Origin of the sequence: Nocardia vermiculata NBRC 100427, from assembly GCF_001613265.1 — a bacterium.
GTDB lineage: Bacteria > Actinomycetota > Actinomycetes > Mycobacteriales > Mycobacteriaceae > Nocardia > Nocardia vermiculata.
In genome coordinates, this window is record NZ_BDCA01000015.1 from 11186 (window position 1) to 26758 (window position 15573).

The following is a 15573-nucleotide window of genomic DNA, read 5'->3' on the forward strand; positions in this document are numbered from 1 at the left end:
GGATGAAAGACAGCGCCCGGTGGGAGACCCGCGGGTCTCCCACCGGGCGCCTGCCTACTTCGCGTCGATGGCGTCGATGATGCGCGGACGCAGTTCGCGGGCCTGGATCACCGCGTCGACCGACCCCACCTCGACGGCGCGGTGGATGTTGTGCACGCGGTCGAATTCCGCGGCCACCTCACCCAGCTTTTCCGCACGAACCGAGGAACGGAGCTCGTCGAGTTCCGCGGACAGTTCCGCGCGCTCGGGACCGGCGGCATCGGCGACGCGGGCCTCCAGATCACGAACACGCTGATCGCGGGCGGTGCGAGTGTTCACATCGCCGGCGAACACCACGGCCGCGGCGGGGGCACCGCCGAGCACCGAGGCGAACGAGCCCTCGAGGGCGAGCACCGTCATATTCGGGTTCAGCGCCTTCGAGAACACCACGAACGCGCCGCCGTGGTACCGCGAGATCACGCAGAACACGATCGGACCACGGAAATTGACGATTGCGCGGCCGATTTCGGCACCGTACTCGAGCTGCAGTTTGCGCAGCGACTCCGGCGAACCGTCGAAGCCCGACAGGTTCGCCAGCACCACCAGCGGACGGTTGCCGCTGGCCGCGTTGATCGCCCGCGCAGCCTTCTTCGACGATTGCGGGAACAGCGTGCCCGCGGTGTAGGTATCGGGACCGTCGGTCACGGGGAATCCGCGTCGCGGCACACCGCGGGACTCGATGCCCAGCAGGCACACCGGGATTCCGCCCAGGTGCGCGTCCTGCACCACCGCGGTCTCCGCATCGGCCATCCCGGCCCACCGCTCCAGCACCGGGTGATCCTGATCCGACAGCGCCCGCATCACGGTGCGAATATCGAAGGGCTTCTTACGGTCCGGGTTGGCGGTCGAAGAGAAGATCTCACCGACCGTGGTGAAATCGCTCTCCGGCAGTGTGTGCGGGAAATCGCACACATCGCGGTCCACCGGGTCGGTGGTCGGCGCGCGGCGCGGGGCCTGCTCACCTGGCGCGATGTAGGTGTGGTCGTAGTGCGACATCAGCACATCGCGCGCGGAGTTCAGGTCCGGTGCCCAGTACTGGCCCTGACCGTTGGGACCCATCACCCGGTCGTAACCGCCGATACCGAAGTTGTCCTCGGCCGAGACGCCACCGGAGAAGTCGAGTGCTTGTTTACCGGTGAGCACCATGGCCGAATCCGGTGTCATCACCAGGATGCCCTTGGTGTGCATGAGCATCGTCGCCTCGGCATTCCAGTACGGCTGCGCGCCGACGTTGATGCCGGAGACCACGATATTGATCTCACCACCGTCCTGGGTGAATTCGACGATGCGCTTGAGCGCGGCCGCCACCCAGTCCATGTTCTCGGTGCCGGATTTCATGGAGATCCGCGCGCCGGAGGACAGCGCGTACCACTCCAGCGGCACCTGCAGCCGCTCGGCCAGATCCAGGGCGCCGATCACGCGCCGGCATTCCGGTTCCGACAGGGCGCCCAGCGATTTCGTCGGATCGCCGAGCAGCACCACCCGGGTCACGCCATCGGGATGGCGGTCGGTCACGGTGGTGACCACACCGGCGACCATGGCCGCGGTGTTGTTGCCCTTCGGGCGGTCGACCGGCACCAGGGTGCTCTCGGCCTCGGTGCCCAGGTCGTACTCGGTGAAATCGCCGAGCAGGCCGGTCAGTTCGTACGGGTAGACGGTGCCGCGGCTGCTCGCGCGCAGCACCTTCTGCCGGTACTCGTCCAGCGGCTCGACCGGATCGTCGGTGCGTTCACCGACGCTGACCTCGGTGCCGCCACCAGCGCCGTCGAACCGGATCCGCACCACGATCTTCTGCAGCTCACCGGATTTCGGATCGGGCTGGCGCGCGATGAGCAGGATCTCCTCGAGACCCGCACCCTCGGTCGCGGGCTCGACGCGGCCGACGATCGTATCCAGTTCCGCACGAGTCACATCCAGCGGCGGCCAGATGTAGAGCACGATGCGGTTGGTGCGGAAATTCTTGGCCGACCCGCGCCGCGACTGCGCCCGGCGGATGGAGTCGACACAGGTGGCGACGGTGCTTTCCGCGGTGGGCAGGGCTAGCAGGCGGCCGTCGTGATCGCGCAGTGCGGTCAGGTCACGGACCTGGGCGAAGGCAACCAGACGCTCGTCGGCCGGGTTCTCCTTGGCCACACCGCGGAACAGGTAGACCTCCTCGTCGGAGGACGGCAGCCGGGTGAGGTCGAACTTGCGCAACCGGCGCATCTGCATACGCTCGGCGATATAGGGATGCAGGCCACGGATGAGGCGTTCCTCTTCCAGGCCGGTGGCCGTCGGCCGGAAGGTGAAGTGGTGGTGCATGACTGCGCCACCGCTGCCCGCGACCGTGGTGGTGATGCGATGCACCTGATTCGGCAGCGAGCGGGCGCCCAGTACCTCCTGCAGCGCGGCAGCCGCGGCATCGAAGTCCTCGGGCTGACGCTCCCACGACAGGTAGATGTCGGCCTCGATGGAGGCGGCACCACCGGCCAGCTCACCCAGCCCGGCCAGCACCGTATCGAGAGCGTCGAAGTTCACCGCCGCCGATACCAGGCTCACACCGCGACGTTCGGCGACGACGAAGGTGCAGCCGCCGACCTCCTCGATGCGGACACTGGTCAGACCCTTGTTGCCGTAGTAGCGCCGGGTGAGTACCTCGAGCATCACCGCGTTGTCCGGCTTACCGCGGCCCAGACGCTGAGCGAGCAGGCGAACCAACGGCTCGGTGCTGCGCACCATCTCCGAGATCCGGTCCGCGCGATCGGCGGCCTGCGGCTGGGCGTCGAGGTGGCTCAGGTGTTTGCGGACATCGGTGTAGACGCGGGCCCGGTTGCGCCGCAGCAGCGGCTGACCGAACCAGGCGTACACCACGCCGCGGGTGAGATCGGCGATCACCGGGAACCGCACCTGGGTCGCGGCGACCAAGCGTTCGAGGGCCAGACCGACCGGCTCCTGCAACGCCCGGTCCGGCACCGGCTCGTTCAGCCATTCACGCAGCAGCGACGTGACGATCGTGACCGTGTCCTGCGGGCGCTGCTGAGCAAGGAAGACCCGGAACACCGCGGCCTCCAGTGCCGCACTGCGATCGAGTTCGGTGACACCGTAATGCCCGAGCGCCTTGGCCAGTTTGGTCTGGTAGGACTGCGGCAGCCCGGCGCGCTCGACGTCGAGACTCTGCAGGTAGGTGTGGAAGTACTCGCGGGCGCTGTGCACATGGCCCGGCCCGCCGTCTTCGCCCCAGAATCGGTTGTGACTCAGCTCCGCGAGGTCGGTGAACAAGTCCACCAGTTCGAGTTCCTCGGCGAGCGGGCGACGGTTGTCGGCGATGGCCGCACGGCGCGCGACCAGGTAGTCCGCGAGGATGCGGCCCTCGTCGTGCGGATCGACGTCGAAGCCGAGCAGTTGGCCGCGCAGCCCTTCCTGTCCCCGGGCGGTGCGCTCGTGGGCCAGTAGCTGTGCCGGCGCGTCGGGCAGGCCCAGCTCGACCGTTTCGGTGCCCTGCGCCTCGTCGGCGGTATCGGTGTCGTCGTCGGCGATCGGCTCCAGCCGCAGCAGCGGCGCACCGGCCTCCACCTGGCTGCCGACCGCGACCGCGCACTCCTTGAGGCGGGCCTTGAACGGTGCGCGCAGCACCGTTTCCATCTTCATGCTCTCCAGCACCAGGATCGGTGCGCCGGCCTCCACCTCGGCACCGACCTCGAGCGGCTTGGCGACCACCAGAGCCGGTGCGGGCGAGCGGACCACGCCGCCCTCGTCCCGGCTGACGCGGTGCGTCACACCGTCGACATCGACCACATGGGTGGGGCCGTGTGTACCGGTGACCAAGCGGTACCGGACACCGTTGACCACGATCTGGCCGGTGTGGCGGTCGAACCGTTCCAAGCTCACATCGGCGGTGTGGATGTCGGCGCCGGACTCGATCCCGATGCGGAACCGGTTGGCACCCACCCGCGCCACCCGCAGGCGGTAGCTCGCCCCCCGCAGTTTCAGGTCCAGCGGCCGGCCACTCTCGTGCTGCACCTGTGGACGGCCACCGGCGGCGGTGGACAGCAGGCGGTCGCGCTCGGCCCGCTCTTCCTCTTCGTAGGCGTCGATGGCGGCCGCGGCCAGGGCGATGCCGGTGTGCCGCTGGGTCATCAGCCGGCCCTCGCCACGCACCCGGTCGATCCAGCCGGTGTCGGCACTGGCGTCGATCACCTCGGGCTGGTCCAGCAGGTCCAGGACGAAGCTCTTGTTGGTGGCGCCGCCCTCGATGATCACGCGGGTCTCGCCCACCGCGCGGCGCAGCCGGGCCATGGCCTCGGACCGGTCGCGGCCGTAGGCGATGATCTTGGCGATCATGGAATCGAAGTCGGCAGGGATGGTGTCGCCCGCTCCGACGCCGGTGTCGACGCGGATGCCGGGACCGGCCGGCAGATCCAGCAGTGCGATACGGCCGGGCGCGGGCGCGAAGTCGCGATCGGGATCTTCGGCGTTGAGCCGGGCCTCGATGGCGTGGCCGCGCTCGGCAGGCGGTTCGCCCTCGAGCCGGCCACCCGAGGCGACGTGCAGCTGGGCACGCACCAGATCGACGCCGGTGGTCGACTCGGTGATCGGATGTTCCACCTGCAGGCGGGTGTTGACCTCGAGGAAGGCGAACAGCTGATCACCGGGGTGGTACAGGAATTCGACGGTCGCCGCGCCGCGGTAGTCGACCGCCACCGCCAGCCGCTCCGCCGACGCCTTCAGTTCGGCGGTCTGCTCGGCGCTCAGCACCGGCGACGCCGATTCTTCGATGATCTTCTGGTTGCGCCGCTGTACCGAGCAGTCGCGCACACCCAGTGCCCAGGCGGTGCCCTGACCGTCGGCGATCACCTGGACCTCGACGTGGCGGGCGCCGGTGACCAGGCGCTCGAGGAAGACGACGCCGCTACCGAAGGCGCGCGCGGCCTCCTGGCTGGTGCGCTCGTAGGCGTCGACGAGTTCGGCCTCGTTGGTGATCACGCGGATACCGCGTCCGCCACCACCGGCGGTGGCCTTCAGCATCAGCGGATAGCCGACCTGGGCGGCGGATTCGACCGCGGCCTCGAGGGATTCGACGGCGCCGCGGCTCCACGGCGCGACCGGTACTCCGACCTCTTCGGCGATCAGCTTGGCGCCGATCTTGTCGCCGAGTTTGCGCATGGCCTCGGGGCTGGGGCCGATGAAGGTGATGCCGATCTGCTCACAGAGTTCGGCGAAGGCCGGGTCCTCGGCGACGAAACCCCAGCCGACCCAGGCGGCCTGCGCCTTGGTCTCGCGCAGCGCCTGCTCGAGCGCCTTGAGGTCCAGGTACGGACGCGCGGACGCCGGCCCGAGGTCGTAGGCGATATCGGCCTCGCGCACGAACATGGCGTTGCGGTCGACGTCGGTGTAGAGAGCGACGGTTTCTATATGTTCCCCGGTCTCCGCAGCCAGATCCCGGACGGCGTGGATGAGCCGCATGGCTGCTTCACCCCGATTCACGATGGCAATGCGGCTGAACACGCGCGCCAACTCCCTTCCACTCCACCGCGCCGTCCCGAGCGGACGGCACTTTGCGACTGCCGGACCCACGAAGTGTGCACCCGTATTGCTTGTACGTACACACCGCGCTGGTGTTACCGGCACGTATAGCGAAAAAACACCGGAGAACGTCTCGAGGACCGGGAAAACACCCCCTAAGTTAGTTGGACGTCCTATAATCTTGCGTCCATGAACCTCGATCCGCGCACCCACACCATCGACGGCGTACTGCGTCGTTCGGCGGTGAAGGTCCCGCAGCACATCGCACTGACCTTCGACGGACGGGCGCGTACCTACCGCGAGCTCGACGACGCGGTCACCCGGGCCGCCCACCATCTCGCCGGGCTCGGCCTGGACCCCGGCGATCGGGTCGCCGCCTACGGTACGAACTCCGACGCCTACGTGATCGGGTTTCTGGCCTGCGCCCGCGCGGGGCTGGTGCACGTTCCGGTGAACTATGCCCTCACCGGCGACGAACTGACCTATCTCGTCGCACAATCCGGCGCGCGTGCGGTGCTGGTCGACCCGGCGCTCGCCACCACCCTCGACGCGGTGCGCCCGGATCTCGGCACGGTGGAACACGTGATACCGCTGCGCGACACCGAGGGGTCGCTGCTCGCGATCGCCGGCAGCGGCGAGGTCGCCGATTTCGCTCCCCGTGCGAGCGCGACCGATCTGGCCCAGCTGCTCTACACCTCGGGTACCACCTCGAAGCCCAAGGGCGCCATGATGACCCACGAGGCGCTGATCTTCGAATACGTCTCCGCGGTGATCGCGCTGGAGCTACGAGCCGAGGACAACCCACTCGTCGCGATGCCGCTGTATCACTCGGCGGGCATGCACGTGTTCATGCTGCCGTATCTGTCGGTCGGGGCGAGCGTGCAGCTGATGGCCACGCCGGACATCCCGGAGATCCTGCGCCGGGTGGAGGCCGACCGGATCGGTTCGCTGTTCCTGGCCCCGACGGTGTGGGTGCCGCTGTCGAATCATCCGGATCTGGAGCACCGCGATCTGTCCTCGTTGCGCAAGGCCCAGTACGGTGCCTCGATCATGCCGGTCACGGTGTTGAACCGGCTGCGGGAACGCTATCCGGACCTGGGGTTCTACAACTGCTTCGGACAGTCGGAGATCGGCCCCCTGGCCGCGGTGCTGCGGCCCGAGGAACACGCCGATCGGCCGTCGTCGTGCGGGCGGCCGGTGTACTTCGTCGAGGCGCGGGTGGTCGACGCCGACGGCAACGACGTGCCCGCCGGAGAATCCGGTGAGGTGCTCTACCGCTCACCGCAGCTGTGCCGTGGCTACTGGGACAACCCGGAGGCCACCGCCGACGCCTTCCGGGACGGCTGGTTCCACTCCGGTGATCTGGTCACCCGCGACGAGTCGGGGTTCATCACCGTGGTCGATCGGATCAAGGATGTGATCAATACCGGCGGCATCCTGGTGGCCTCCCGAGAGGTCGAGGACGCGATCTACACCCATCCGGCGGTCGCCGAAGTAGCGGTGATCGGTACTCCGGACGAGAAGTGGATCGAGGCGATCACCGCCGTCGTGGTCTTGCGCGAAGGTGCCGACGCCACGGCCGAAGCACTGATCGCCCATGTCAAGGGCATGATCGCCCCGTTCAAGGTGCCCAAGCGTGTCGTTTTCACCGACGAACTGCCGAGGAATCAGAGCGGAAAACTACTCAAGCGCGCACTGCGGTAGCCCGCCCCGGCCCCGGCCGATCAGATCCGTGGGCCGGGTTCTCGGCGGCGTCCTGACCGATGCCGGATGAGACCATCGAATGATGAGCATGCGGGAATTCCAGGAAGTTGCGACGATGCGGTTGCGCGAGTTCAGCTTCCGGACCACGGCCTATCTGCCCGAGATGCGGCGGGCGACCGTGGTCTGCTGCGTGGTCGAACACGAGGGGCAGCCCTGCGTCATCGTGATCAAGCGGGCCTACCGGGGACGCAATGCGGGCCAATGGGCGTTGCCGGGCGGCCGCCTCGAGGACGGGGAGACCGTGATCGAGGCGGGTCTGCGCGAATTGCACGAGGAGATCGGCATCCTCGCGAAACCCGAGGACGTGCTGGGCCGGCTCGATGATTTCCCGGCCTCCTCCGGCTTCGCCATCACGCCGATCGTCGTGGTGCCGAGCGAGCCTGTCACGGTCACCTCCAATCACGAAGTGCACGCGGTCCACCACGTTCCCCTCGACCGACTCGCCGCAGACGACGTGCCGCACTGGGCGTCGCAGCCGGACGGCACCCCGCTGTTGCAGATGAGACTCGGGGAGAAGATGACGATCCACGCCCCGACGGGCGCGATGCTGCTGCAATTCCGCGACGTGGTGCTGCTGGGGCGCGACACCCGGGTCGCGGACCTGCGACAACCCGACTGGACACAGCACTGAACCGGTTGCCCGGATCGGCCGCGGTCACCACGGTGCGTGGTTCGAGTCCGGCGCTGCTCATGCGGACAGCTGCGCCCGCCGGGCCAGAATGGATGCCACCCCGGCAGCGGCGGCCCGAGCCGAGGGTGCATGTTTGTCCGGCTGGAACCGGGTGGCCGGGCCGGTGATCGACAGAGCCGCCAGCGGCCGGTCGTCGGTGCCGAGAATCGGTGCCGCCACACAGACGACCCCGATGGCGGATTCCTCGTACTCGTAGGCCACACCCTGTTCGCGCACATTCTGCAGCTGGGTGTGCAGCAGTCCGGGAACCACCAGGGTGCGCGGCGTGCGGCGGATCAGCGGGCCGCTCAGAATGCGGTCGATGGTGCCACGATCGGAATAGGCCAGCAGTGCCTTGCCGATGCCGGTGCAGTACAGCGGCATTCGCCCACCCACACGGGAGGGTGCCGGTGCCTGCCGGTGCCCGCCGACCTTACCGACATACACCACCTCGTCGCCGTCGAGGACGGCGAGATGCACCGTCTCACCGGTGCGCGTGAACAGGTCCTGCATGAACGGCATCGCCAATTCGAGCAGGGTGCGCTCGGCGGCAGCGCGCATACCGAGTTCGAACAGACCACGGCCGAGCCGGTACCCCGCGGCCGAGGTGGTGAGCAAGCGCGCGGCAACCAGATCGCCGCAGATGCGGTGCACCGTCGCCTTCGGCAGCCCGGTGCGCCGGGTCAGTTCCGACAGGCCGACTGCCTGATCCTCGATACCGAAGGCATACAAGATGCGCAGCGCCCGGCCCAGCACCGACCGGTCGTCGAGCTCTGCGGTCATCACACTTCCTTCGGGCTACTGGTTCATTCAGTGGACCATTCTACTGGCCGTTTGCGGCGTCGCGCGGTGGACTGGCTATCACGGGGCATCGACACCCAGCTCACCACTACCGGAGGCAATCCATTGAGCGAGAACAGTATTCGCACCAAGGTTGCGATCATCGGGTCGGGCAACATCGGCACCGACCTGATGATCAAGGTCATGCGACATTCACAACACCTCGAAATGGCGGCCATGGTCGGCATCGATCCCGCCTCCGACGGCCTGGCCCGTGCCGCCGCGATGAACGTCCCCACCACCCACGAAGGGGTCGAGGGCCTGATCGCGCTGCCGAACTTCGACGAGATCGACATCGTCTTCGACGCCACCTCCGCCAAGGCGCACGAGGTCAATCATGCTCGGCTGACCCCGCTCGGTAAGCGGCTGATCGACCTCACCCCTGCCGCGATCGGGCCGTTCGTGGTCCCCGCGGTCAACTTCGACGATCATCTCGACGCACCCGATGTGAACATGGTGACCTGCGGTGGACAGGCGACGATCCCGATCGTGGCCGCGGTATCACGCGTCGCACCCGTCGCCTACGCCGAGATCGTGGCCTCGATCGCCTCGAAGTCCGCCGGTCCGGGCACCCGCGCCAATATCGACGAGTTCACCGAGACCACCTCGCACGCGATCGAGGTGGTGGGCGGCGCCGCGCGCGGTAAGGCCGTGATCATCCTCAACCCGGCCGAGCCGCCGCTGATCATGCGCGACACGGTCTTCTGCCTGGTAGCGGCGGACGATGCGGACACCCACGAGCAGATCCGCGCCTCGGTGGCCAAGATGGTCGGCGACGTGGCGGCCTACGTGCCCGGCTACCGGCTCAAGCAGGACGTGCAGATCGACCCGATTCCCGCCGACCAGCCGGTGCATACGCTGCTCGCCGACGGCACCGGGACCCGGCCGACCCATCGGGTCTCGGTCTTCCTCGAGGTGGAGGGTGCCGCCCACTACCTGCCCGCCTACGCGGGCAATCTCGACATCATGACCTCGGCCGGACTGCAGGTCGCCGAGCGTATCGCCGCGAATTCGGCTCAGAAGGAGAACCTCCGATGACCACCCTGTTCGTTCAAGACGTCACCCTGCGTGACGGTATGCACGCGGTCCGGCACCGGATCACCCCCGACAACGTCGGCCGCATCGTCGCCGCGCTCGACGCGGCCGGAGTCGACGCCATCGAGGTCGCCCACGGTGACGGGCTGGCCGGTGGGTCGGTGAACTACGGTCCCGGCTCGCACAGCGACTGGGCATGGATCGAGGCGGCGGCCGCCAACATCAGCCGCGCCCGGCTGACCACGCTGTTGCTTCCCGGTGTGGGCACGGCACACGACCTGCGTCGCGCCTACGATCTCGGCGTCCGTTCGGTCCGGGTTGCCACCCACTGCACCGAGGCCGACGTCTCCGCCCAGCACATCGAGACCGCCCGCGAGATCGGCATGGACGTCTCCGGCTTCCTCATGATGAGCCATATGGCGCCCGCCGCCGAGCTCGCCGCCCAGGCAAAACTGATGGAAAGCTATGGGGCGCACTGCGTCTACGTCACCGATTCCGGTGGTCGCCTCACCATGAACGGGGTCGGCGAACGCGTGCGGGCCTACCGCGACATCCTGGACGAGGGCACCGAGATCGGGATCCACGCCCACGAGAATCTGTCGCTGTCGGTAGCGAATTCGGTGACCGCGGTCGAACACGGCGCGCTGCGGGTGGACGCATCGCTCGCGGGACACGGTGCGGGAGCGGGTAATACGCCGATCGAAGCGTTCATCGCCGTCGCCGACCTGCTGGAGTGGAAACACGGCTGCGACGTGTTCGCCCTGCAGGATGCGGCCGACGACCTGGTGCGGCCGCTGCAGGACCGGCCGGTCCGGGTGGACCGGGAGACGCTGACACTCGGCTACGCCGGCGTGTATTCGAGCTTCCTGCGCCACGCCGAGGCCGCCAGCGAGAAGTACGGCATCGATGTCCGGACCCTGCTGATGGAGGCGGGACGCCGCCACCTGGTCGGCGGCCAGGAGGACATGATCGTCGACATCGCGCTGACCATGGTGGCCGAGGGCCGGGCCGTGCCCGCCGATGCGGCAGCGGTGGTCGGATCATGACCTCGGTGGAACAGACCGCACTCGTCGCCGCGGCCGATCGGCTCGCCGCAGCGGAAGCCACGAAAACGCCGTGCGCGCCCGTTCGCGATCTCATCGGCAGCGAAGACCTCGATGCCGCGTACCGCGTGCAGGAACGCAACATCGCCGCGCGGTTGGCCGCGGGGCGCACCGTCATCGGCCGTAAGGTCGGCTTGACCTCCCCCGCGGTGCAACGCCAGCTCGGCGTGAACCAGCCCGACTTCGGGGTGCTGCTGGACGATTTCGACTGTACCGACGATGCAGCGGTCGATTTCGGACGGCTCCTGCAGCCACGCATCGAGGCCGAGGTCGGGTTCGTCCTGTCCGCGGATATCGACGAGGCGATCACCGCGGAGCAGGCCCCCGCCTACGTCACACGAGTGTTCGCCGCATTCGAGATCGTCGACAGCCGGATCGCGAACTGGGACATCAGTTTCGCCGATACCGTGGCCGACAACGCCTCGTCGGGGCTGTTCGTGCTCGGCGACTCACTGCCGGTCAGCGAGGCGCCCGACCTGACCCGGGTCGTCATGTCGATGACGGTCGCCGGGGAGCAGGTGTCCTCGGGGCGCGGCTCGGATTGTCTGGGCAGCCCCTGGGAGGCGATGGCCTGGCTGGCGAATATGAGCCGCACCTACGGTTCGCCGCTGCGGGCCGGAGAAGTGATTCTGTCCGGTGCACTCGGGCCTGTCGTCACGGTGACCGCAGGGACCACCTACGACGCCGAGATCTCCGAAATCGGCAGGGTCACTGCCACTTTCACCGCATAGCCGACAACGACATCCGCCGCCCCCGATTTCGATACGGGGGCGGCGGATGTCGTAACGGGACGAAATCAGATCATCGCGCGTAGCGGCCCCGGGGGCACCTCTACCCCGAGCGAGGACATGGCCGCACCGTGATAGGTGGTGCTGGTGACATGGATGGCGTGATGCAGACCCGCATGGGCGTCGCGCCAGAACCGCTGCAACGGATAGTCCATCCGCAGCGCGTTACCACCCGCCCGGTCGAAGATCTCGTCCGCCGCGCGCACCGCACGCCACGCCGCCCGCGCCTGATCCCGGCGGACCTGCGCACGCGCCGCGAAATCGATCTCCTCGCCGCGATCCACCAGATCGAAGATCCGGTCCACATTGGCCAGCAACTGCTGGCGCGCCGCGTCGATCTCGGAGGCCGACTCCGCCAGCGCATGCAGCACGTACGGATCGTCCTTGATCAGATTTCCGGCCGCGCCGACCCGGTTGCGCTGGTAGTCGACCCCGGCCGCCAGCACACCCTCGCAGATGCCGATCGTCGCGGAGGTGATTCCCAGCGGGAACATCGTCGACCACGGCATCTTGTAGAGCGTCTCGGTGACCCCGTACTCCCGCGCCGCGGTCCCGTCCATCACCTTCGACGCGTCCATCACCCGATATGCCGGAACGAACGCATCCTTGACGACGATGTCCTTGCTGCCGGTCCCCCGCAGCCCGACCACATCCCAGGAGTCGGCAACGATCTCGTAATCCGCCCGCGGCAGGATCACGTGCAGACTCGTGGGCGGCATCACCCGCTTACCTTCGGCGTCACCGATCATGGCGCCCAAGAAGATCCAGTCGCAGTGGTCGGTACCGGAGGAGAACTGCCACCGGCCGTTGAGCACGTAGCCGCCGTCCTGCGGCACCGCGATCCCGGCCGGCATGTACGGCGAAGCCTGCCAGGTATCGCTGTCGGCGCCCAGGATTTCGTCCTGCACCTTCGGGTCGGCGAACGCCAACTGCCACGGATGCACACCCACGATGCCACCGACCCACCCGGCCGAACCGTAGATGCTCGCGGTCTTCATCACCGTCTCGGCGAATTCGCGCGGATGCGCCTCGAAACCGTTGTACTTCTTGCGCTGCAACAACCGGATCAGCCCGGCGCCCTTGAGCTGCGTGGCCATCCCGTCGGGCAGCCGGCCCAGCGTCTCCCCCTCCTCGGCGGCGGCGGCGATCTCGTCGGCGATCGCGACAATGTTGTCGAGCACTGTGTATGACATCTACGGAACTCCTGGTCCGAACTGGAAGGGATAAACTAGTCGGCCGATCGCCGCAGGAACGCCAGCACGACGTCCTCCCACGCCTGCTTCTGTTCGATCATCACCCAGTGGCCGCAATTGGGGAAGATATGGACCTCGCCGTTGCGCAGCATCCGCATCGGCAGCAGCGACATGTCGACCGGGCTCACGCGGTCGTCACGGCCCCAGGTGACCAGTGTGGGCACGCTGAGGTTGCCCAGCTTCGCCCAGCCCGGTACCGCATCCGAGGCTTGTTGCGCCGCCCGCATCCGCTCCAGCGCCTCACGCCCGTACATCAGGCGGGAATTCTCCAGCGTCTCCGGATCGGTGGCCTGCTCCCAGCGTTCGGCGATCAGTTCCTCGGTCACCAGTGCCGGGTTGTAGACCATCGAACGCAGCCACGCCACCAGCGCCTCACGACTGGGGTTGTCGACGAACTCGCCCAGCCGGATGATGCCCTCTCCGGGCTGCGGGCTGAACACGTTGGTGCCGATGCCACCGATGGTGACCATCCGCTCCACCCGTTCCGGGGCGGCGAGCGCGAAGTCGGTGGCGACGAATCCGCCCATCGAATTACCGATGATGCGTACCTTGTCCAGCCCGAGACCGTCCAGGAACGCGGTCACCGCGGCCCCTGCCGACATCATCGGATGGACGGCGCCGAAGCTGTCACTGACGCCGAAACCGGGGAGTTCCAGGATCAGGGTCCGGAAGTGCTCGGCGAAGGTGTCCAGGTTGCCGCGAAAATTCCGCCATCCGGTGACGCCCGGACCGGAACCGTGCAGCAGCAACAGCGGCGGGCCGTCCCCCTTCTCGCGGTAGCGCAGCACACCCTTCTCGGTCGGCAATTCACGAAGTTCGGGGATCGCAGTCGTGTCGGCAGCTGTACTCATCCTCCGAGCTTTTCATCCTCCGCGCCGACCGCGGACTTTTCTTCCCAGTGAGCGGCACGGCCGGACCGGTACGGACTCACCATCGGGACCCGGCCAGCGGCCACATCGGCGCGCAGCTCCTTCCAGAGCCCGATACACATCGCGACCAGGACCAGGACGAACGGACAGGCGACAATCATCGCTCCCCATTGCAGGCCGTCCAGCCCGCCGATCACCAGCAGCGCCAGCGCGACCACACCGACCAACAGTCCCCACCCGACGACCAGCCACTTCTTCGGATCTTCGGTGCCCTTCGAGGAGAAGGTGCCGAGGACGATCGCCCCGGCGTCGGCGCCGCTGACGAAGAACACACCGGCCAGGACGATGACCGCGATACTGGTCACGGTGGACAGCGGGAACGCGTTCAGGACTGCGAAGAACGCCGCCTGGTCGTCGCCCTTCGCAACGGCCACGACGTCGCTCTTCCCGCTGATCTGCAGATCCAAGGTGGCACCGCCGAGGATGGCGAACCATACGATCGTGGCGATACTCGGCGCGATCAGCACCCCGAAGACGTACTCACGGATCGTCCGCCCGCGAGATATCTTCGCGAGGAAGCTGCCGACGTAGGGCGCCCACGAGATCCCCCACGCCCAGAAGAAGATGGTCCAGTTCTGCATCCACTCGCCGTCGGCGAAGGCGCCGGTCTGGAACGACATCGGCAGGAAATTGAAGATATAGCCACCCAGCGCCTCCGACATCAGGTCCAGGATGAACCGCGCCGGCCCGAATACCAGCACGAACAGTCCGAGCGCAATGGCGAGCAGTGTGTTGAAGTCGGCAAGCCGCTTGATGCCTTTGTCCACGCCCGCAACCGCCGAGACGATGAACCCAGCGGTGAGCACGCCGACCACCACAGTCAGGACCAGCGTGGACTCGACGATGCCCGAGACGGATTCGAGGCCTGCGACGATCTGCAGCACACCGAGCCCCAGCGTGACCGCATTTCCGACCGTCGTGGTCACCACCACCCAGGTGTCGATGCTTCGCCCGACCGGGCCATCGGATCGTTTACCCAGCAGTGGCCGCAGGGTGGCGCTGACGAGCGAAGGCCGGCCCTTCCGGATGGTCGTATAGGCGAAGGCCAGCCCCGCGACACCGAAGAACGCCCACGGGTGCAGCGCCCAATGGAAGATCGCGTACTGCACGCCGACCACGGCAGCCTCGTCGGTGCGGGCGGCAGGTCCCCCGGGCGGCGGATCCGCCCACAACGCAACCGGCTCGTAGGCACCGTAGAAGATCAGGCCGATCCCGACACCGAGCGCGAACATCATGGCGATCCAGGAGAACGTCGAGTACGCCGGTTTCTCGTCCGGATCACCGAGTTTCACGCGACCGTATCTACTCAACGCCAGATACAGGATGAAGAAGACGAAACCGGCCGTCGCCAAGACGAAGACCCAGCCGAATTGTCTCGAAATGTCGGCGTACACGTCCTTGGCGATATCCTTCGTCTGTCCCGAGAACGACACGCCGACAACAAGAAAAGCGATCGTCAGGGTGGCCGCGACCACCGTGATCGGCATATCTATTCCGGCTCGCCAACTCGGCACCGGGGGTTTCCCGACTCCGACCGCCGGTTCCGATGGTTGTTGCTGCGAATTTTCCGGCCGCTTCGAACTCTCCGAATTCTCCGGTCTCCCAGACTGTTCCGACCCCCCTGACCTTTTCGAGCCTTCCGGCTCACGC

10 protein-coding genes are annotated in these 15573 nt (G+C 67.4%); 5 read left to right on the forward strand and 5 right to left on the reverse strand.

Annotated features, from left to right (window positions below; all coding sequences use genetic code 11):
- Nucleotides 1-54: 54 nt before the first annotated feature.
- Nucleotides 55-5523, reverse strand: a complete 5469-nt coding sequence (locus NV2_RS16535) for an ATP-binding protein (RefSeq protein ID WP_067874637.1) — start codon at nt 5521-5523, stop codon at nt 55-57.
- 207 nt (nt 5524-5730) lie between these two features.
- On the opposite strand from NV2_RS16535, the gene NV2_RS16540 reads away from it, so the two are divergent.
- Nucleotides 5731-7245: an acyl-CoA synthetase gene (locus NV2_RS16540; RefSeq protein ID WP_067874640.1), complete on the forward strand. Its 1515-nt coding sequence runs from the start codon at nt 5731-5733 to the stop codon at nt 7243-7245.
- Nucleotides 7246-7327: 82 nt separating this feature from the next.
- On the forward strand, nt 7328-7936 hold the full coding sequence (locus tag NV2_RS16545) for an NUDIX hydrolase (RefSeq protein ID WP_245662633.1): 609 nt from the start codon (nt 7328-7330) through the stop codon (nt 7934-7936).
- A 57-nt stretch (nt 7937-7993) separates the two neighbouring features.
- Here the strand turns inward: NV2_RS16545 and NV2_RS16550 are convergent, their stop codons facing one another.
- Nucleotides 7994-8758, reverse strand: a complete 765-nt coding sequence (locus NV2_RS16550) for an IclR family transcriptional regulator (protein ID WP_067874645.1) — start codon at nt 8756-8758, stop codon at nt 7994-7996.
- Nucleotides 8759-8896: 138 nt separating this feature from the next.
- On the opposite strand from NV2_RS16550, the gene NV2_RS16555 reads away from it, so the two are divergent.
- Genes NV2_RS16555 through NV2_RS16565 form a run of 3 tightly spaced genes read left to right on the forward strand, consistent with a single transcriptional unit; the run spans nt 8897 to nt 11684 of the window.
- Nucleotides 8897-9853, forward strand: a complete 957-nt coding sequence (locus tag NV2_RS16555; protein WP_157102947.1) for an acetaldehyde dehydrogenase (acetylating) — start codon at nt 8897-8899, stop codon at nt 9851-9853.
- Nucleotides 9850-10896, forward strand: coding sequence for a 4-hydroxy-2-oxovalerate aldolase (gene dmpG, locus NV2_RS16560; protein ID WP_067874647.1), 1047 nt, complete (start codon nt 9850-9852; stop codon nt 10894-10896). The genes NV2_RS16555 and dmpG overlap by 4 nt, the downstream gene beginning before the upstream one ends.
- The gene (locus NV2_RS16565) at nt 10893-11684 is read left to right on the forward strand and encodes a 2-keto-4-pentenoate hydratase (protein ID WP_067874649.1); all 792 of its coding nucleotides are present in this window, start codon (nt 10893-10895) and stop codon (nt 11682-11684) included. The genes dmpG and NV2_RS16565 overlap by 4 nt, the downstream gene beginning before the upstream one ends.
- Before the next feature lie 65 nt (nt 11685-11749).
- On the opposite strand, the gene NV2_RS16570 is transcribed toward NV2_RS16565, so the two are convergent.
- From NV2_RS16570 to NV2_RS16580, 3 genes are read right to left on the reverse strand one after another with little or no spacing between them, the layout of a single operon-like run.
- The gene (locus NV2_RS16570) at nt 11750-12934 is read right to left on the reverse strand and encodes an acyl-CoA dehydrogenase family protein (protein ID WP_067874652.1); all 1185 of its coding nucleotides are present in this window, start codon (nt 12932-12934) and stop codon (nt 11750-11752) included.
- A 35-nt stretch (nt 12935-12969) separates the two neighbouring features.
- Nucleotides 12970-13845: an alpha/beta fold hydrolase gene (locus NV2_RS16575; protein WP_067874654.1), complete on the reverse strand. Its 876-nt coding sequence runs from the start codon at nt 13843-13845 to the stop codon at nt 12970-12972.
- Nucleotides 13842-15437 (reverse strand): BCCT family transporter, encoded by a 1596-nt coding sequence (locus tag NV2_RS16580; protein ID WP_245662634.1) that lies wholly within the window; start codon nt 15435-15437, stop codon nt 13842-13844. The genes NV2_RS16575 and NV2_RS16580 overlap by 4 nt, the downstream gene beginning before the upstream one ends.
- Between the last annotated feature and the right edge of the window lie 136 nt (nt 15438-15573).